At 72.0% G+C, this 18,826-nt stretch carries 17 protein-coding genes; 14 read left to right on the top strand and 3 right to left on the bottom strand.

The features are described from left to right. Window positions 1–59: 59 nt before the first annotated feature. The gene (locus ACIBK5_RS01925; protein ID WP_399015143.1) at window positions 60–1,235 is read right to left on the bottom strand and encodes an aromatic ring-hydroxylating dioxygenase subunit alpha; all 1,176 of its coding nucleotides are present in this window, start codon (window positions 1,233–1,235) and stop codon (window positions 60–62) included. Window positions 1,236–1,560: 325 nt separating this feature from the next. On the opposite strand from ACIBK5_RS01925, the gene ACIBK5_RS01920 reads away from it, so the two are divergent. The 9 genes from ACIBK5_RS01920 (at window position 1,561) to ACIBK5_RS01880 (ending at window position 10,354) form a co-directional block, all read left to right on the top strand. After that, a complete protein-coding gene (locus tag ACIBK5_RS01920) occupies window positions 1,561–1,980 on the top strand; it encodes a hypothetical protein (RefSeq protein ID WP_399015141.1) in 420 nt (139 codons plus the stop codon). Continuing rightward, the gene (locus tag ACIBK5_RS01915) at window positions 1,977–3,200 is read left to right on the top strand and encodes an NADH-ubiquinone oxidoreductase-F iron-sulfur binding region domain-containing protein (RefSeq protein WP_399015139.1); all 1,224 of its coding nucleotides are present in this window, start codon (window positions 1,977–1,979) and stop codon (window positions 3,198–3,200) included. Before ACIBK5_RS01920 ends, ACIBK5_RS01915 begins: the two co-directional genes overlap by 4 nt. 56 nt (window positions 3,201–3,256) lie before the next feature. Then, window positions 3,257–3,448, top strand: a complete 192-nt coding sequence (locus tag ACIBK5_RS01910) for a ferredoxin (RefSeq protein WP_399015137.1) — start codon at window positions 3,257–3,259, stop codon at window positions 3,446–3,448. 1 nt (window position 3,449) lies between these two features. After that, the gene (locus ACIBK5_RS01905; RefSeq protein ID WP_399015135.1) at window positions 3,450–5,504 is read left to right on the top strand and encodes an acetate--CoA ligase family protein; all 2,055 of its coding nucleotides are present in this window, start codon (window positions 3,450–3,452) and stop codon (window positions 5,502–5,504) included. Between the two features lie 37 nt (window positions 5,505–5,541). Continuing rightward, window positions 5,542–6,714, top strand: a complete 1,173-nt coding sequence (locus tag ACIBK5_RS01900; RefSeq protein WP_399015133.1) for an acyl-CoA dehydrogenase family protein — start codon at window positions 5,542–5,544, stop codon at window positions 6,712–6,714. A 29-nt stretch (window positions 6,715–6,743) separates the two neighbouring features. Further along, a complete protein-coding gene (locus ACIBK5_RS01895; RefSeq protein WP_399015130.1) occupies window positions 6,744–7,916 on the top strand; it encodes an acyl-CoA dehydrogenase family protein in 1,173 nt (390 codons plus the stop codon). 52 nt (window positions 7,917–7,968) lie between these two features. Continuing rightward, complete coding sequence (locus ACIBK5_RS01890) at window positions 7,969–8,871, top strand: 3-hydroxybutyryl-CoA dehydrogenase (RefSeq protein ID WP_399015128.1); 903 nt, start codon at window positions 7,969–7,971, stop codon at window positions 8,869–8,871. 47 nt (window positions 8,872–8,918) lie between these two features. Next, entirely contained in the window at window positions 8,919–9,530 is a 612-nt protein-coding gene (locus ACIBK5_RS01885) for a TetR/AcrR family transcriptional regulator (RefSeq protein WP_399015126.1), read from the top strand. An 86-nt stretch (window positions 9,531–9,616) separates the two neighbouring features. Then, a complete protein-coding gene (locus ACIBK5_RS01880; RefSeq protein ID WP_399015124.1) occupies window positions 9,617–10,354 on the top strand; it encodes an SDR family oxidoreductase in 738 nt (245 codons plus the stop codon). Between the two features lie 10 nt (window positions 10,355–10,364). On the opposite strand, the gene sigJ is transcribed toward ACIBK5_RS01880, so the two are convergent. Together sigJ and ACIBK5_RS01870 are read right to left on the bottom strand one after the other, a co-directional pair. Beyond that, window positions 10,365–11,279: an RNA polymerase sigma factor SigJ gene (gene sigJ / locus ACIBK5_RS01875; protein ID WP_399015123.1), complete on the bottom strand. Its 915-nt coding sequence runs from the start codon at window positions 11,277–11,279 to the stop codon at window positions 10,365–10,367. Between the two features lie 70 nt (window positions 11,280–11,349). Further along, window positions 11,350–13,029 carry an NAD-dependent malic enzyme gene (locus ACIBK5_RS01870; protein WP_399015121.1) on the bottom strand — a complete coding sequence of 560 codons (1,680 nt, stop codon included), beginning with the start codon at window positions 13,027–13,029 and terminating at the stop codon, window positions 11,350–11,352. A 117-nt stretch (window positions 13,030–13,146) separates the two neighbouring features. Between ACIBK5_RS01870 and ACIBK5_RS01865 the strand changes: the two genes are divergently transcribed. The 5 genes from ACIBK5_RS01865 (at window position 13,147) to ACIBK5_RS01845 (ending at window position 18,788) form a co-directional block, all read left to right on the top strand. Further along, on the top strand, window positions 13,147–14,694 hold the full coding sequence (locus tag ACIBK5_RS01865) for a hypothetical protein (RefSeq protein WP_399015119.1): 1,548 nt from the start codon (window positions 13,147–13,149) through the stop codon (window positions 14,692–14,694). 1 nt (window position 14,695) lies between these two features. Further along, on the top strand, window positions 14,696–15,787 hold the full coding sequence (locus ACIBK5_RS01860; RefSeq protein ID WP_399015118.1) for a hydrogenase expression protein HypE: 1,092 nt from the start codon (window positions 14,696–14,698) through the stop codon (window positions 15,785–15,787). A gap of 70 nt (window positions 15,788–15,857) precedes the next feature. Continuing rightward, window positions 15,858–17,651, top strand: coding sequence for a nickel-dependent hydrogenase large subunit (locus ACIBK5_RS01855; RefSeq protein WP_399015116.1), 1,794 nt, complete (start codon window positions 15,858–15,860; stop codon window positions 17,649–17,651). After that, window positions 17,644–18,195, top strand: a complete 552-nt coding sequence (locus ACIBK5_RS01850; RefSeq protein ID WP_399015114.1) for a NifU family protein — start codon at window positions 17,644–17,646, stop codon at window positions 18,193–18,195. Before ACIBK5_RS01855 ends, ACIBK5_RS01850 begins: the two co-directional genes overlap by 8 nt. Next, window positions 18,192–18,788 (top strand): DUF5947 family protein, encoded by a 597-nt coding sequence (locus tag ACIBK5_RS01845; RefSeq protein ID WP_399015112.1) that lies wholly within the window; start codon window positions 18,192–18,194, stop codon window positions 18,786–18,788. Before ACIBK5_RS01850 ends, ACIBK5_RS01845 begins: the two co-directional genes overlap by 4 nt. Window positions 18,789–18,826: the final 38 nt, after the last annotated feature.

Raw genomic sequence — 18,826 nt, 5'->3', positions numbered from 1 at the left:
CGACGGGAGCCGGACGGCGGTGTCGCGCGGATGCGGTGAGCCGGCTGCTACCAAGGGCTTCACTCGGTGATCCCCTCCAGGTCCTCCCGGACCCGGCGGGCGAACCAGCCGACCGCGGCCTCGCGCTGCGAGAGCGGACCCGGCTCGAAACCGGGGGTGCGCATCCCGGCCTGCACCCGTTCCACCAGCTCGGCGTCCTCGTCGTTGGTGACCCAGCCGATGTGGATGTTGAGCCGCCGGGCCAGCCGGGTGCGGACGTCCTCGCCGAGCTTGGTGTAGAAGGCGCCGGGGATCGCCGCCCGGTCCTGGGCGGTGGGCAGGGCGGTCCACGCGAGCACGTGGTCAGGGTAGAAGTCGATGAGCGTGTTGGGGTAGATCACGGCGTACCGCCACACCCGCCGGTCCGCCTCGGCCAGCCCCGGCATCGGAGCCGCCAGCCGCTGGTAGAGCCGCTCGGTCCAGTTCGAGGAGGGCTTGTCGCGCAGCGGGGACTCGAAGAGGACGTAGTTCTCCCGCACGTCCACCGTGTACGCCTGGTAGTCGAGCAGTCGCATGAGCGAGGGATGGGCCACGGGGACGTGGTAGCCCTCCAGATAGTTGTCGACGATCACCTTCCAGTTGGCGTTCTGCTCCTCGCCGCCGGCCAGATCGTGGATGCGGTGCTTGCCGACGGGCACGAGACCGGGACCCGCGTAGCGCCCGACGGCCTCGGCGAGTCCGGCGCAGGTCTCGGAGAGCGGCGTCGCCTCGAGGTCGAGGTTGACGAAGACGAAGCCGAGGAAGGACTCGACATTGACCGGGTGCAGCCCGAGTCCGGGCTTGTCCAGACAGGGGATCCGGCGGGCCTCGGGGGCGCCGACCAGCCGTCCGTCCAGTTTGTAGGTCCAGCCGTGGTACGGGCAGCGGATCGCCTTGCCCGACGGCTCGGGGGCGGAGACCAGGCGGGTACCGCGGTGCCGGCAGACATTGAGGTGGGCCGCGAGGCCGCCGTCCTCGGTCCGCACGACCAGGACCTCCCGGCCGGCGGCGGTGGCGGCGAGCCGGGCGCCGGGCCCCGGCAGGTCGGACTCGTGGCAGACGAGCTGCCAGGACTTGGCGAAGATGCGGTCGGTCTCCGCCTTCGCGATGGCCGGATCGGTGTAGTAGCGGGCGGGCAGCGCTTCCCCGGGGTGCTCGAGCGGCGCCTGGGGCGGGGGAGAGGCGCTGGTCTCTGCCCGGGTGGTCGAGGGGTGCATGGGGTCCTCCTCCGCGCCGCTGCGGCGGCGATGGGCGGTGAGGCTGTGGCCGGTGCGGCTCCAAGAGCTGCCCATCCGGCTGACTGATTGGTTAGTCAGACTGGGACCACCGCGGAAGCAAGTCAAGACTTGTGGGCTGACTAATTAGTTAGTTAGTCTCGTGGCAGGTGGATGGCCGGGACCCGACGACGGATGCCCGGGCACACCCCGCCCGTACAGCTCCCCCGCCCTTCTCGCCACGGCGCCGGAGCATCCCCACTCACGTCATCGCCGCGCCACCCCCGTCTCCGGACCCCCGGGGGACGGCGCGACCCCGGAGGCACGCATGAGCGCTCGCCGAAGTCTGGTTTGGCTCGGCCTCACGCCCGAGCCCGAACAGGAGCTGCCCACCGCGGTGGCCGCCCTGCGGGCCCGGGCGGACGGCCGCCCGCCGTCGCCCCTCGTCGCCGCCGAGCGGCGGCGGGTCGAGCGGCTGGTGCTGCGCGGTACACAGCGCGGCTGGCTGCGCTACCTCGGCGAGGTCACCGAGCTGGTCGTCGAAGCCGCCGCCGGATCCGGGACGGCCGATCCGCGAGCCGCGCTGCTGGCCGGTGAGGTCGTCCTCGACCACCACCGCATGCTGATCGGCCTGCCCGGGGCCGGCTACGAACGCACGGCCGCACAACGGCGGGAGCTGGAGCGTGCGCTGGTCCGGCTGAGGTCTCGCGGGGCTCTGGGACGGTCCGAGCTCAGGAGCACCCTGTGACCGGCGTGTTCTCCCTCCTCCCCGAAGACGTCCTCATCCCCTCGCCCTCCGCCGCCGAGGACCTCTCCGGCTATCTCGCCGGCGGCGGCTACGCGCCGTTGCCCGCGCCCGACCGGCTGCTCGACCTGATCGGCGCGGCGGAGCTGCGCGGCCGCGGTGGCGCCGGTTTCCCCGCCGCCGTCAAGCTCCGCGCCGTCCGGGACGCACCGGGCTCGCACGTCGTCGTCGCCAACGGCGAAGAGGGCGAGCCCGGCTCCGTCAAGGACCGCTGGCTGCTGCGGCACCGGCCGCACACGGTCCTGGACGGACTGCGGCTGGCGGCCGCCGTGACCCGGGCCGGACGCGGCTATGTGTACGTCTCCGACGTCCTGGCCGAGCAGGCCGTCCGGCGCGCGCTCGCCGAGCGTCCCTTCGACCTGCGCCTGGACGTCGTACGGACGGAGCACGGCTATGTCGCCGGGGAGGAGACCGCGGTCGTACGACGCATCGACGGCGGCCCGGCCCTGCCGACCGCGAAACCACCGCGCCCCTTCGAAAGCGGTGTCGGCGGTGCGCCCACCCTCGTCGCCAACGTGGAGACCCTGGCCCGAATCGCGGCGATGCACACGCGGCCCGACGCGTCGGCCCTCGTCGCCGGTGCGCAGCTGGTGACTCTCTCGGGTACCGCCGACGCGGCGCTCGTCGAGGTGCCCGCCGGTACGCATCTGAAGGTCCTCGCCGACCTCTGCGGATACGGCAGGGCGGAAGCGGTCCTGCTGGGCGGCCTGTTCGGCGGTCTGTACGGCGAGGGCTGGCCGGACCTGCCGCTGGACCACGACCAGCTGCGCGCGGCCGGCGGAGCGCTCGGCTGCGGGGCACTGTACTTCCCGGGCCCGGACGACTGCCCGCTCGCCGTGGCCGTCGAGGCCGTCGCCTACCTGGCGGCCCAGAGCGCCCGGCAGTGCGGGGTGTGTGTCTCCGGCACCGGGGCGCTGGCCAGGACCCTGGCGTCCGTCGCACGCGGCGAGGCCGGCCATGACGCGGTCGGCAAGCTGCGCCGCTGGTCGGAGCAGCTGCCGGGCCGCGGGGCCTGCGGACTGCTCGATGCCGCCGCCCGTACCGCGGGCACCCTCCTCACCCACTTCCCGGACCGGATCGACACCCACCGCCGCCCCGGCTGCCCCGTCTGCGCGGGCGTCGCGCCCGAGGACGGGCGCCGCTTCACCGTGCCGGTGCCCTGAACCCCACCCCGCCCCCTTCTACGGCCCCGGCCCCCGCCGCTCCGAAAGGACCCGCCATGAAACTCCTGCTGGACTCCACCCGCTGCCATGGCTACGGCCTCTGCCAGGAACCCGCACCCGAGCTGATCGAGCTCGACGAGTGGGGCTACGCGCAGGTCCGCCCGGCCGAGGTGCCGGACGGTGCCGAGGAGGCCGCAGAGGCCGCCGTCGCCGCCTGCCCCAACTCCGCGCTGCGGCTGGAGAAGTGACATGGGACGTGACCTCTCCGCCCTCTTCGACCCCGTCTCCGTCGCCGTTGTCGGAGCCAGCGACGACCCGGCCAAGTACGGCCACGCCATCGCCGCCCAGGCCGTCCGTGCCGACGGCCGGCGCCCCGTGCACCTGGTCAACCGCCGCGGCGGCACGGTGCTCGGCCGCACCGTCGCCCCCAGCCTGAGCGCGATCGGCGAACCCGTCGACCTGGCGGTCGTCTCCGTGCCCGCCGCCGGTTTCGAGGACGCCGTCGACGAGGCCCTGCGGTGCGGGGCCCGGGCGATCGTCGCCATCACCGCCGGATTCGCCGAGACCGGCGACGCGGGGCGGACACGTCAGCAGGCCGTCGCCGAACGAGTCCGTGCCGCCGGTGCCGTGATGGTCGGGCCCAACTGCCTGGGGATCGCCGACAACACCACCGACCTCTTCCTGGCCTCCGACACCTTCACCCCCGGAGGTGTCGCGCTGCTCAGCCAGAGCGGCAACCTCGCCCTCGAACTCCAGCTCCGCTTCCGCCCGCACGGCCTCGGCTTCTCCCGGTTCGTGTCGCTCGGCAACCAGGCCGACGTCACCCTCGTCGACCTGCTCGCCGACTGCGCCCGGCACGAAGGCACTCGGGCCATCGCGGTCTACGCCGAGGACTTCGGCGACGGACGCGCCTTCGCCGAGGCCGCCGCCGACGCCGGGAAACCCGTCGTGCTGCTCACCGCCGGACGCGGCGACGCCTCCGCGCGCAGCGCGCAGTCGCACACCGGCGCGCTCACCACCTCGGCCGACGTGGTGAGCGCGGCCTGCCGGGCCGCCGGTGTGGAACTGGTCGCCACCCCTCGTGAACTCACCGTCGCCCTGGTCGCGTCGAGCGGCGGACGCCGGGCGTCCGGAGACAGGGTCGCCGTGCTCACGGACGGCGGCGGGCACGGCGTCGTCGCCGCCGACGCCGTCGAGGCGGCCGGGCTGGCCGTGCCCGAACTCCGGGAGCCCACCAGGCAACAGCTTCGCGAAGCCCTCTGGGAACAGTCGGCCGTCGCCAACCCGGTGGACCTCGCCGGGATGGGCGAGCAGGACCCCGGCTCGTACGCGGAGACCGTCGCCGCGCTGCTGGCGGCCGAGGAGGTCGACGCCGTGCTGATGACCGGCTACTTCGGCGGTTACGCGGCCGCCGACGGCGGGCTCGGCGGTGGCGGTGCGGCGCTCGCGGCCGGGGAACAGGAGGCCGCACGCGTGATCGCCGCCCGGCACCGCGCCGCCGCCAAGCCCATCGTGGTGCAGTCGATGTACCCCGAGTCCCCGAGCTGCCGCACGCTCGCCGCCGCCGGCATACCGGTCTTCGCCGCCACCGAGGACGCGGCCCGCGCCCTCGCCGTGACGGCTCCCGCCGGACGGCACACCGGGGTCACACCTCTTCCCCGGCCGGCATCCCCGCTGCGCGAGAGCGGCTACCTGGAGACCCGCAGAGCCCTGGAGGAAGCCGGACTCGCCTTCCCCGCCGCCCGTGAGGTCCACGACGAGGAGGAACTCCTGGCCGTCACGGAGGAGTTCGGGGGACCGTATGTCCTCAAGGCCCTCCACCTCCTGCACAAGTCCGACGCCGGGGGAGTGGCACTCGGCCTGGCCGGGCCCGGCGAACTGCTCGCCGCCTTCCGCGAGATGCGTGCCCGGCTCGGCGCCTCCTCCTACTCCGTGGAGGCCATGGCCGACCTGACCGACGGCATCGAGCTCATCGTGGGCGTCAACCAGGACCCGCGCTTCGGTCCCGTCGCCATGGTCGGCCTGGGCGGAGTGCTGGCGGAGGCACTGCACGACGTCGCCTTCACCCTCGCCCCCGTCCGCGCGGATCGGGCCGAGAGCCTGCTGCGCGGACTGCGCACCGCCGCCCTGCTCGACGGAGTGCGGGGCAAGCCACCCGTCGACGTCGCCGCCGCCGCGAAGGCCGTCGAGACGATCACGGCCTTCGCCGCCGCCCACCCGGAGATCGCCGAGATCGAGGTCAACCCCCTTCTCGTACGCCCCGACGGCGTGCTCGCCCTCGACTCCCGAGCCGTACTCGCCTGACCCAGCCGTTTTCGAACGCCCCACCGGAAGAGGCCCCATGGACATGCGCTACACCCCCGAGCAGGCCGACCTCAAGCGTCGCGCCGCCGGCTACGCACGGCTGCTCATGCGGTACGAGGACCAGTCCGAGCAGGCCGGCGGACCCCTGCCGCAGCAGCTCGTGACCGAACTGACCCGGGCCGCCATGGACGCCGGCGTCTACGCCATCAACATGCCCGCCGAATGGGGCGGCGCCGGACTCAGCCTGCTCGACCAGGTCATCGTCGAGGAGGAGTTCGGCAAGGTCACCAACTGCCTCTGGGACATTCCCTGGCGGCCCGCCAACGTGCTCGCCTACGGCGACGAGCGGCGGCGCGAGAAGTACCTGCTGCCCGTGATCCGCGCGGAGAAGTTCGACGCGTTCGCCGTCACCGAGCCGGGCGCGGGATCGGACCCGTCCTCCGGCACCTCCACGGCCGACCGCACCGACGGCGGCTGGGTGCTCAACGGCGAGAAGTGGTTCGTCACCTGCGGCGACATCGCCGACTTCCTGCTGGTGCAGGCGGACGCCGGGCCCGAGCGGCAGCCCACGCTGTTCTTCGTGGACCGGGCCGCGCCCGGCGTCGAGATGACCCGGGTCCCGCACTTCATGCACTCCGCGGTCAACGGGCACCCCGAGTTCACCTTCACCGACGTCTTCGTGGCCGACGAGGACGTGCTCGGCGGCGTCGGCAACGGTTACGAGCTCACCAAGGAATGGTTCACCGACGAACGCCTGATGATCGCGGCCCGTACGGTCGGCGCGGCCGAGCGTGCTCTCCGACTCGCCCGTGACTGGGCCGTGGAGCGCGAGCAGTTCGGAGCGCCCATCGCCTCGTACCAGCTGATCCAGGGCATGCTCGCGGACTGCGCCGTGGACATCGCCGTCAACCGGGCCTACACCCACCAGGTCGCCTGGGAGGCCGACCAGCCCGGCACCGACCGCAAGACGCTGCACGCCAAGGCCTCCACCGCCAAGCTCGCCGCCAGCGAGGCCGCAGGCCGGGTCGCCGACCGCTGCCTCCAGATCTTCGGCGGCCGGGGCTACGACCGCACCTACCCCGTCGAGCGCATGTACCGCGAGCTGCGCGTCGACCGGATCTGGGAGGGCACCTCCGAGATCCAGCGGCTGATCATCGCCAACGAGCTCATCAAGCGCGGCACACGCGCCCTTGCCCTGCCCACGCCCTGACTCCCCACCGTTCATCAGCGAGGACTTCCATGGACTTCCGCCTCACCCCGCGCCAGGTTCAGCTCAAGGCCGACGCGCGCGCCCTCACCGACTTCATCGCCACGTACGAGACACAGTGCGAGGAGGACAACGGCCTCCCCGCCGACGCCCACGCCAAGGTCCGTGACGCCGTCCTCGACGCCGGACTCCAGGCCGTCAACATGCCCGCCGAGTGGGGCGGCGCCGGGCTCACCATCGCCGAACAGGTCACCGTGCAGGAGGAGTTGGGGCGACTCACCGGCGCCCTTTGGGACATGGTGTGGCGGCCCGCGAACGCGCTGCGGTTCTGCACCCCCGAGCAGCGTGAGCGGTTCCTGGTCCCGGTGATCAACAGCGAGCGGCGCGACTGCTACGCCGTCACCGAGCCCGGCGCCGGATCCGACCCGCAGAACCTCGCCACCACGGCGACGAAGAACGACCGGGGCTGGGTCCTCAACGGCGAGAAGTGGTTCGTGACCGTCGGCGACCACGCCGACTTCATGATCGTGCTCGCGGCGGCCGGGCCGGAACGCGCACCCACCCTCTTCCTGGTCGACAAGGACACCCCCGGCATCGAGATGACCCGGGTCCCGCGCTGGATGCACACCTTCGTCTACGAGCACCCCGAGTTCACCTTCACCGACGTCCAGGTCGGCGACGACGCCGTGCTCGGCGGCATCGGCGAGGGATACGACATCACGCGTTCGTGGTTCACCGAGGAGCGCCTGATGATCGCCGCCCGCACCATCGGTGCGGCCGAGCGGGCCCTGGAGCTGTCCCGGGACTGGGCCGTGGAGCGCGAGCAGTTCGGGGCGCCGATCTCCTCGTACCAGCTGATCCAGGGCATGCTCGCCGACTGCGCGGTGGACATCGCCGTCAACCGGGCCTACACCCACCAGGTCGCCTGGGAGATCGACCAGGCCTCGGCCGAGGAGCGCAAGACCCTGCACGCCAAGGCGGCCATCGCCAAGCTCTCGGCGAGCGAGGCCTCGGGCCGGGTGATCGACCGGTGCCTCCAGATCCACGGCGGCCGGGGCTACGACCGCTCCTACGCCGTCGAGCGGCTCTACCGCGAGCTGCGCGTGGACCGGATCTGGGAGGGCACCTCCGAGATCCAGCGGCTGATCATCGCCAACGAACTCATCAAGCGCGGCTCGGGAGTTCTGGACCTGCCCAGCGCCTGACCCGCACCGTCGCGGACCAGAGAACCGTCGCAGACCGGAGAGAGGGATACGGATGACCGACATCAAGCGCGTGGGAGTCGTCGGCTGCGGGCTGATGGGCGCCGGCATCGCCGAGGTCTGCGCACGGGCCGGCGTACCGGTCACGGTCGTCGAGCGCGACGCGGAGGCGGCACGGACCGGCCGCCTCCGCATCACCCGCTCGCTGGACCGGGCCACCGCACACGGCAGACTGACCGGCGCACGACGCGAAACGGCCGGGTCCCTGATCACCGTCGGCCATGAACTCGAAGCCCTGCACGACCACGACCTGGTCATCGAGGCGGTCGCCGAGAACGAGACCCTCAAGGTCGATGTCTTCACCCGCCTCGACCGTGTGATCACCGGCGGGGACACGATCCTGGCGACCAACACCTCCTCCATCCCGGTCATCAGACTCGCCGCCGCGACGACCCGCCCCGACCGGGTCGTCGGAGCGCACTTCTTCAATCCCGTACCGGTCCTGCGCCTCGTCGAACTCGTGCCCTCGCTGCTCACCTCGCCCGCCACGGCGGCACGGGCCGAGGAGTTCGTGACCGGCACCCTCGGCAAGGAGGTGGTCCGGACCCGGGACAAGGCCGGGTTCGTCGTGAACGCGCTGCTCGTGCCGTATCTGCTGGCGGCGATCCGCATGGTGGAGTCGGGCAGCGCGACCGTCGAGGACGTCGACCGGGGCATGGTCCTCGGCTGCGCGCACCCGCTCGGCCCGCTGGCCCTGACGGACCTGATCGGCCTGGACACCACACGCGCCATCGCCGAGTCGCTGTACGCCGAGTTCCGCGAGCCCCAGTACTCACCGCCCCCGTTGCTGTCCCGGATGGTGGAGGCCGGTCTGCTGGGACGGAAGTCGGGGCGGGGCTTTCACACGTACGACGAAGAACCGCGGCAGGAGGCCCCGGTACCGGCGAGCCGGCCGTGAGGGAAGATGGTCATGGCCCACGACCACCGAACGAGGGGAGCCACCGGGTGTCCACCAAGGTGCGCACGGCAGACACGCGCGAGCGCATCCTGACCGCGGCGTGCGAGGTCATCGCCGACATCGGCTTCGAGAAGATCCGCATGCGCATGGTCGCCGAGCGCGCAGGGGTGTCGACGGCGCTGCTCCATTACCACTTCGACACCCGCGAGAAGCTGTTCACCGAGGCGATGACCCACTCCTTCGCCCACACGGCCGTCGACCTCGAACGGGACGCGGAAACGGCCCCGGCGGCGGTCATCCTGGCCCGCATCCTGCGCAACCTGCTGCCCACCGACCCCCAGCTCCACCAGGACTGGCGGCTCTGGCAGGAACTGTGGGTCAGGGCGTTGCGCGACGAGGCCACCCGGGTCTTCGCCGTGGACCTGTACGCGCAGCTGCACGCCTGGGTGGGGGACGCGGTACGGCGCGGTATCGACTCCGGCGAGTTCACGCCGACCGACGTCGACGACCTCAGCACGCTCGTGCTGTCCCTGAGCGACGGCTACGGCATCCGCCTCATGCTGCGCGACCCGACGGTCACCCTCGACTCGGCGCTCACCTCCGTCTGGCGCCATGTCTCCACCGCACTCGGCCTGCCGGACACCGTCCCTACGGATTGAGTCCCGGCCGGCTGTCACAGACCCGGGCCCTGCCCTGTCTCTCTGGTGAGTCAGCAACGTCAGCAACTCATCGAACGGAGACAGTGATGAAGATCGTGGTCGTCGGCGGAACGGGCCTCATCGGCTCGCAGGTGGTCACGCTCCTGCGCGACAGGGGACACGAGGCCGTGGCCGCCGCCCCCACCACGGGCGTCGACACGCTCACCGGCGAGGGCCTCGCCGAGGTCCTCAAGGGCGCGGACGTGGTCGTGGACGTGTCGAACTCGCCGTCCTTCGACGCGGAGCCGGCCCTGGACTTCTTCACCCGCTCGGCGCGGAACCTCTTCGCCGCCGAGAAGGAGGCGGGCGTCCGGCACCATGTCGGACTGTCCATCGTGGGTGTGGACCAGGTGCCCGGCTACGGCTACTACGAGGCCAAGGTCGCCCAGGAGAACGCCGTGCGCGGCAGCGGCGTGCCCTACAGCCTCGTGCGCGCCACCCAGTTCTTCGAGTTCATCGCCCCGGTGCTGGACATGTCCACCGAGGGCGGCGAGGTGCGCCTGCCGTCCCTGCGGCTGCGTCCGATCGCCTCCGCCGAAGTGGCCGCAGCCGTCGCCGAGGCGGCGCAGGGCGAACCGTCGAACGGCATCCGCAACATCGCCGGACCCGAGACACACGGCCTGGACCGGCTCGGTGAGCTCACCCTCGCGGCGAAGCCCGACGGCCGGACCGTCGTCAGGGACGAGACCGCCGGCCTGTTCGCGGGGATGCCCGACGTGCTCACCGGCGACGAGACCGCGCACGTCGCGGCCACCCGCTACGAGGAGTGGCTCCAGCAGCACTGAGGCCAGGAGGCTACGGGCGGTCGGTCAGCCTGCGGGCCGACCGCCCGTACGCCCTCAGCTTGTCCGGCGTCAGGACCCAGTAGAGCCCGTCGATGCCGTCAGGCCCCACGGTGGCGCTCACCAGGGCGACAGCCACCCCGCCCTGGGTGAGCAGCAGACCGGGCTGTCCGTTGGCCTGGACTATGCCGTAGTCGGCCCCGGGGAAGAACTTCTGGGCGAAGGCCGTCACCCTGGCCACGCGCCCGGCCCCCACGATCTCCAGCCGCGCCACGCCGCGCATGCCGTTGCCGTCCGCGTAGGCGACGACGTCGGCCGACAGCACGGTCTCCAGCGCGGCGACGTCACCGTGCCGCGCGGCGGCCACGAAGGCGTCGAGCAGCCGCCGGTGCTGCGCCGTGTCGACCGGTTCCCGGCGCTCGGCGGACAGCCGCTTGCGGGCCCGGCTGACGATCTGCCGCGTGTTGGCCTGGCTCAGCTCCAGCATGCCCGCGATCTCGTCGTACGCGTAGTCGAACGCCTCGCGCAGCACGTACGCCGCCCGCTCCACCGGATTCAGCCGCTCCAGGACCAGCAGCACGGCCAGCTCCAGCGCCTCGCCGCGCTCCGCGCCGACCTGCGGATCGACGCTCGTGTCCACGGGCTCGGGCAGCCATGGCCCGACGTAGGCCTCCCGGCGCACCCGCGCCGACTGCGCCACATTGATCGCCAGACGGGTGGTGATCTTCGCCAGGAACGCCCCGTGATCGAGCACCGCGCCCCGGTCGGCGCCCTGCCAGCGCAGCCACACGTCCTGCACCACGTCCTCGGCCTCGGACACGCTGCCCAGGACGCGGTAGGCGATACCGAACAGCCTCGGTCGCAAGCGCTCGAAGGCGTCCGCGGCCGCGTCCAGCGCGTCGTCGTCGAGGGGCTGCCGCTGGTCCATGCTGCCGATGCCTCCGGGGTCGACCGTCGTGTGTCCGACAGTACGTCCCCCGGAGTGCTCGGACGGGTTCCTAGGCCTCGTAGCGGGGTGTCCACTGCGCCTGTGCGACCGCCTCGCGCAGCTCCTCCTCCGTCGCCTGCGGGGCCACCCCGTCCTCGACGGCGGCGAGGGCCGCGGCCAGGGCGATCTCGCGGGCGGAGTCCCGCATCCCGGTCAGGGGCGGCAGCAGCGGCACGGGCCCGTCCTCGCCGTCCGCCGCACGCACCGCGCACTCGGCGACGGCACGCGCGGCGGCCACGAGCATGCGGTCGGTGACGCGCGTGGCGCGGCTCGCGGTCACCGCGAGCCCCATGGCCGGGAAGACGTACACGTTGTTCGACTGCGCCACCGGCACCTCGTGCCCGTCCACCGTCAGCGGCGGGAAGGGCGAGCCGGTGGCGATCAGGGCCCGGCCGTCGGTCCAGCGGGTGAGGTCGGCGGGCTCCGCCTCCGAGTGGGAGGTGGGGTTGGAGAGCGGGAAGACGACGGGCCGTTCGCACGTCGAGGCCATCTGCCGCACGATCTCCTCGGTGAACGCGCCGTGCGCCGTCGACAGCCCGATCAGCGCCGTCGGCTCGACGCGGCGCACCACCTCGGCGAGGCCGGTGCCGTCCCAGTGGGCCACCTCGCCGTCGTCCCGGGCGAACCTCCGCTGCTGCGGCGTCAGTTCGCCGCGGGAGCGCACCAGCAGGCCGTCGACGTCGAGGATCCAGAACCGTGCGGTGGCCTCGTCCTCCGGCAGCCCCCCGTCGAGCATGGCCGTACGGATCATGTCGGCGACGCCGATGGCCGCCGACCCCGCGCCCAGGATCACCAGCCGCTGGTCGGGCAGCGGGGTGCCCGCCACGTCCGCCGCGGTGGACAGGGCGCCGAGCGCGACGGCGGCGGTGCCCTGGATGTCGTCGTTGAACGTGAGCAGCCGGTCGCGGTAGCGGGCGAGGATCGGGTGGGCGTGGGCGGTGGCGAAGTCCTCCCACTGGAGCAGCGTGCCGGGCAGCTCCGCCTCGACGGCCGACACGAAGGCCTCGATCATCTCGTCGTACTCGGCGCCGGTCAGCCTGCGGTCACGCCGGCCGAGGTAGCGCGGGTTGTCCAGGAGGGCCTCGTTGTCCGTGCCGACGTCCAGGAAGATCGGCAGCGTCCGCGCCGGGTGGATGCCGCCGATCGCCGTGTAGAGGCTGAGCTTGCCGATCGGGATGCCCATGCCGCCGACGCCCTGGTCGCCCAGCCCCAGGATGCGCTGTCCGTCGGTGACCACGATGACGTCCACGTCGTGGTCCGGGTACGGGCGGTTGCGCAGGATGTCGCGGAAGCGGTCCCGGTCCTCCCAGCTCAGGAACAGCCCGCGCGGACGTCGGTAGATCTCGCTGAAACGCTGACAGGCCTCGCCCACCGTCGGCGTGTAGACGACCGGCAGCAGCTCCCCCAGGTACTCCGTGACCAGACGGTAGAAGAGGACCTCGTTGGTGTCCTGCAACTGCCGCAGATAGATGTGCCGGTTGAGGGGCTTGTCGTAGCCGTGGAACGCCTCGTAGGCGCGGGCGACCTGCTCGTCCAGGGTCTCCACGGCGGGCGGCAGCAGCCCGTCGAGCCCGAGCTCCGCGCGCTCCCGCCGGCTGAAGGCGGTGCCCTTGTTGACCAGCGGGTCGGCCAGGGTCGTGACGGCGGGGCTCGTGGTGGTGCGGGGGTGGTGATTCATGGGCTGGTCCATGAGGTGACGACTTCCCCACCCCGAACAGCCCAACCGAATGGGCCGGAGGAGGCGGGGGTGGATGAGCGGTGTGACCGTGGTGGAAGGGATGCGTGCACACACGGACGAGGAGGCGCGATGGCGGAGGGACTGGTCGAGGGCGGCAGGGCGTGCGCTGCCACCACGGGCGGGGCGGAACAGCCGCCGGAACGGTCCCGGGACGTCTTCGAGCAGCTGAGCGCCGTCGCCGACGCCGTCCTCTACGAGGGCTACCTCCTCTACCCCTACCGCCGGTCCTCGGCCAAGAACCGCGTCCGATGGCAGTTCGGGGTGCTGTTTCCCCGGGACTGGGTGGAGTCGGACGGCCCCGTCGTCCCCGGTGTGTCGGGCTCCGCCGACTCCTGGTACCAGCAGACCGAGTGTCTGCTGCGGATCCGGCGGCCCGGCGACGCCTCGGTCCGCGTGCGGATCCGCTACCTCCAGACGCAGCACAAGCAGGTGGAGGACAGCGGCCGGCACCCCGTCGCGTCGCTGCGCACCGACGACGGCACGGTGCATCTGACCTTCGACGAGGCGGTACCGCGCGAGTGCGACGTCGTGGTCCCCCTGCGTGAGCTCCTGGACACGGGACGCACCGTTCCCGTGGGCGCGGCGGCCGGCAGGGACGTCGAGCCGTTGCCCGCGGGCGCCGGGCGGGTGGTACGGCACCGCGACGAGGTACGGGCCGACACCACCGTCACCGCCGAGCGCCTCACCGACGACCTCTGCCGGCTGCGCGTCCGGACGGCCAACACCGGGCCCGCACCGGAGGGACGGGCCGCGCGTGACGAGGCCCTGCGACGCGCTCTCATCGCCACGCACACCCTCATCGGCGGCGACGGAGTGGAGTTCGTCTCGCTGATCGACCCGCCGGCGGAGCTGGCGGCACCCGCGCGCGCGTGCCGCAACGAGTTCACCTTCCCCGTCCTCGCCGGCGAAGCCGGGGACGCCGAAGGCACCGGGCCTCTCCTGCTGTCCGCGCCGATCATCCTCCCCGACCACCCCCAGGTCGCCCCCGAAAGCCCGGGCGACCTGCACGACGCCGCCGAGATCGACGAGATCCTCACCCTGCGCACGATGCTGCTGACCGACGAGGAGAAGCGCGAAGCGCGGGCCACCGACCCCCGCGCGGCCGCGATCCTCGACCGGGTCGACACCATGCCGCAGGAGGTCTTCGAACGGCTGCACGGCGCCGTCCGCTCCCTGGCACCGGTCGCCCCGGCCGCGACCGCTCCGGCGACCGCCGAACGCCCCGCCTGGTGGCAGGAGGGCGCCGACGACGGTCTCTCCCCGACCACCGACACCGTGCTCGTCGACGGCGTGCCCCTCGGCGGCGGCAGCCGCGTCCGGCTCCGTCCCCGCGGACGGGGCGCCGACGCCCAGGACATGTTCCTGGCCGGCCGGACCGCCGAGGTCGCCGCCGTCTTCCACGACGTGGACGGCAGCGTGCACCTCGCCGTCACCCTCGACGACGACCCCGCGGCCGAACTGCACACCTGGTACGGCCGCTTCCACTACTTCCGGCCCGACGAGCTCGAACCGCTCGAGCCCGCCGGAACCCCGGACGAGCCGTCGGCACCGGCTCCCGCCGCGGCACCAGCCCGGCACACGACCGACTCCGAGACCCCCGCAGCGGAGGCCGAGTGACATGACAACCAACAGCAGTACAGCCGAGGTCAGCAAGGAACCCGACCGCGCCGAGGACCGTAAGGGCTTCGACGAGATCACCATCCTCTGGATCTCCGAGGGCATGAGCTGCGACGGCGACACCGTGTCGCTGACCGCCGCCGACCAGCCCTCCATCGAGGACCTGGTGCTCGGTCTGATCCCGGGCCTGCCGAAGGTGAACCTGGTCAACAAGGTGCTCTCCCCGAGCCTGGGCGGCGAGGACTTCCTCGCTCCCTACCGGGCCGCCGTACGCGGCGACCTCGCCCCGTTCATCCTCGTCATCGAGGGCTCGGTCCCCAACCAGAACATCATCGAGGGCGACGGCTACTGGACGTCCTTCGGCAACGACCCGGAGACCGGCGAGCCGCAGCCCCTGAACTGGTGGATCGACCAACTGGCCCCCAAGGCCTGGGCGGTGGTGGCCGCCGGCACCTGCGCCACCTTCGGCGGCATCCACGCCATGTCCGGCAACCCCACCGGCTGCATGGGCCTGGCCGACTACCTCGGCTGGGACTACACCTCGCAGGGCGGGCTGCCCATCGTCAACGTGCCCGGCTGCCCGATCCAGCCCGAGAACTTCATGGAGACCCTGGTCTGGGTCCTCTACCACGCGGCCGGTTCCGCGCCCCCGCCGCCGCTGGACCACATGCTGCGCCCGCAGTGGCTGTTCGGGAAGACGGTCCACGAGGGCTGCGACCGCGGCTCGTACTACGAGCAGGGCAGCTTCGCCAAGGACTACAACTCGCCCAAGTGCCTGGTGAAGACGGGCTGTTGGGGTCCGGTCGTCAACTGCAACGTGCCCAAGCGCGGCTGGATGGCCGGCATCGGCGGCTGCCCCAACGTCGGCGGCATCTGCATCGGCTGCACGATGCCCGGCTTCCCCGACGCGTTCATGCCGTTCATGGACGAGCCTCCCGGCAGCACCCTGTCGTCGCTGGTCGTCAAGCCGTACGGAGCCGTCATCCGCCGGCTGCGCGGCGTGACCAACGAACTGGTCAACCACGAGCCCAGGTGGCGCCACAACAAGCGCAAGCTGACCAGCGGCTACGACCCGCACTGGCGGTCCTCGTGACGCCCGCCGCGCGCACGGGCGCGCACCCCACCACTCACCGGAACACCGACAGCGAGGGGCAGTACCACAGATGACCACCACCGAGGCCCGGCCCACGGAGCGCAAGCCGCCACAACTCGTGGACATGTCCTGGGATCCGATCACCCGGATCATCGGCAACCTGGGCATCTACACGAAGATCGACTTCGCCAACCGGGAAGTCGTCGAATGCCACAGCACCTCGTCGCTCTTCCGCGGCTACTCGGTGTTCATGAAGGGCAAGGACCCGCGCGACGCGGGCTTCATCACGTCCCGGATCTGCGGCATCTGCGGCGACAACCACACCACGTGCTCCGACTACGCCCAGCAGATGGCCTATGGCGTCAAGCCGCCCCCGCTCGCCGAGCACATCGTCAACCTCGGTGAGGCGGCGGAGTACATCTTCGACCACACGATCTTCCAGGACAACCTGGTCTTCGTGGACTTCTGCGAGGCGATGGTCAAGGCCACCACCCCCAGTGTGCTGGCCCGCGCCGAACGCACCGAGGCGCCCCGGGGCGAGACCCACGGCTACCGCACGATCGCCGACATCATGCGCGCCTTCAACCCCTTCGAGGGCGAGGTCTACAAGGAGGCCCTGAAGGTCAGCCGGATCACCCGCGAGATGTTCTGCCTCATGGAGGGGCGGCACGTCCACCCGTCCACGCTGTACCCGGGCGGTGTCGGCACGATGCCGCAGCCGACCGCCTTCACCGACTACCTCAGCCGGCTCATGCGGGTCATCGACTTCGTGAAGAAGTCCGTCGCCATGAACGACGACGTCTTCGACTTCTTCTACGAGGCGATGCCCGGCTACGAGGAGGTCGGCCGCCGCCGCACCCTGCTGGGCTGCTGGGGCGCCTTCCAGAACCCCAAGACCGTCGACTACCGCTACGAGACGATGAACTCCTGGGGCAAGGACATGTACGTCACCCCCGGCATCATCGTCGACGGCGAGCTGGTCACCAACAACCTCGTCGACATCAACCTCGGCCTGCGCATCATGCTGGGCAGCTCGTACTACGAGGACTGGGTGAACGAATCGCCCTTCGTCACGCACGACCCGCTCGGCAACCCCGTCGACATGCGCCACCCGTGGAACCAGACCACCGTCCCGGTGCCGCAGAAGCGCGACTTCGACGACAAGTACAGCTGGGTGATGAGCCCGCGCTGGTACGACAAGCGGACCGACGACCACCTCGCCCTCGACACCGGCGGCGGCCCGCTCGCCCGCCTGTGGTCGACCGCGCTGAGCGGCATCGTCGACACCCCGTACGTCAAGTCCACCGGCCACAGCGTGCGCATCTCGCTGCCCAAGGGCGAGTCGCTGCCGGAGACCACCCTGGAGTGGCGCATCCCCAAGTGGAGCAACACCATCGAACGCGACCGCGCCCGGCCGTACTTCGTCGCGTACGCGGCCGCCATGGCCCTCCAGTTCCTGGAAGAGGCCATGGGGATGGTGCGCGCGGGCGAGACCAAGGTGTTCGAGAACTACGAGGTGCCCGACGAGGCGATCGGCTGCGGCTTCCACGAGGCGGTGCGCGGCGTCCTCTCCCACCACCTGGTGATCAAGGACAAGAAGATCGCCAACTACCACCCGTACCCGCCCACGCCGTGGAACGCCAGCCCCCGCGACATCTACGGCACCCCAGGTCCGTACGAGGACGCCGTCCAGGGCCAGCCCATCTTCGAGGAGAACGGGCCGGACGAGTTCAAGGGCGTCGACATCATGCGCACGGTCCGCAGCTTCGACCCCTGTCTGCCCTGCGGTGTGCACATGTACGTCGGCAAGGGCAAGACGCTGACCACGCTGCACTCGCCGACGTACGGGGCGAACCATGGCTGAGGCCGCCGGAGCGCGGCTGGCCGACCCGGACGTCGAGGCCCGGCTCGCCCGGCTCGACGACCTGCTGGAAGGCCTGGAGTCCGCGCCCGGCCCCACCACCCGCTCCGCCACCGAGGCGGTCGCGCTCCTGACCGAGGTCTACGGCGAGGCTCTGGCCCGCGTCATGGACCACGTGGACGGGCAGCTGACCGAGAACCTGGTGGGCGACGAGCTGCTGGGCCACCTGCTGGTCCTGCACGACATCCACCCCGAGCCCGCCGAGCGCCGGGCGGCCCGAGCCGTCGAACGGCTGCGGCCCGCCGTGCAGGAGCGCGGCGGCGACGTGGAGTGGGCCGGGGTGGAGGGGCAGGTCGCCCGGGTGCGCCTGACCTCGGGCGGCGGGTGCGGCTCCGGCTGCGGCGGCGGAGGCTCCGAGGTCACCGACGCGGTCCGCGCTGCGGTCCTCGCCGTGGCTCCCGAGCTGACGGCGGTGGAGCCGCTGCCGAGCACGCCGGCCCCCGCGTTCGTACCGCTCACCACCCTGACGACCCGGGACGCTCGGTGACCACCGACGGGGCACTGGCCCGCCTCATCCGCTCCTCGGCCGACCGTACGGCGGCGGCCGCGGAGGAGGTGTGCGACCTGTGCGCCGCGCCCCTCGCCGACGAGCACGCCCATCTCCACGACGCCGGGCAGGACGAGGTGCGCTGTGTCTGCCGCCCCTGCTCGGTGCTGTTCGCCGAGTCCGGGGCGGGTGGCGGCCAGTCCCGGCTGGTGCCCCGGCGCCGGGTCCGGCTGCCGCACGTCGACACGGCGGTGCTGGGCGTACCGGTCGGTCTGGTCTTCTTCGTGCCCCGGGCGGACGGCACCGTCACCGCGCAGGGCCCGAGCCCGGCGGGGGCCATGCGGTGGGAGGTGGACGCGGCGGCCTGGCGGGAACTGGCCGGGACGGTTCCACAGCTCGCCACCGTGGAACCCGAGGTGGAGGCCCTGCTGGTCAACACGGTCCACGGTCTCGACCACCACTGGATCGTGCCGGTCGACGACTGCTACCGGATGGTCGCCGTCGTACGCCGGGAGTGGCGCGGCCTGTCCGGCGGAGGCCGGGTCTGGCCGGTCGTCGAACGGTTCTTCGAGGACCTCACCGAGCGGCCATGAGCACGCACTCCGCAGGTCGGAGGCGAGGAAGGAGCACA

Origin of the sequence: Streptomyces sp. NPDC050546 (genome assembly GCF_044457425.1) — a bacterium.
Taxonomy (GTDB): Bacteria; Actinomycetota; Actinomycetes; order Streptomycetales; family Streptomycetaceae; genus Streptomyces.
The sequence above is the reverse complement of the archived record's forward strand: the minus strand, read 5'-3'. Positions and strand labels throughout refer to the sequence as shown.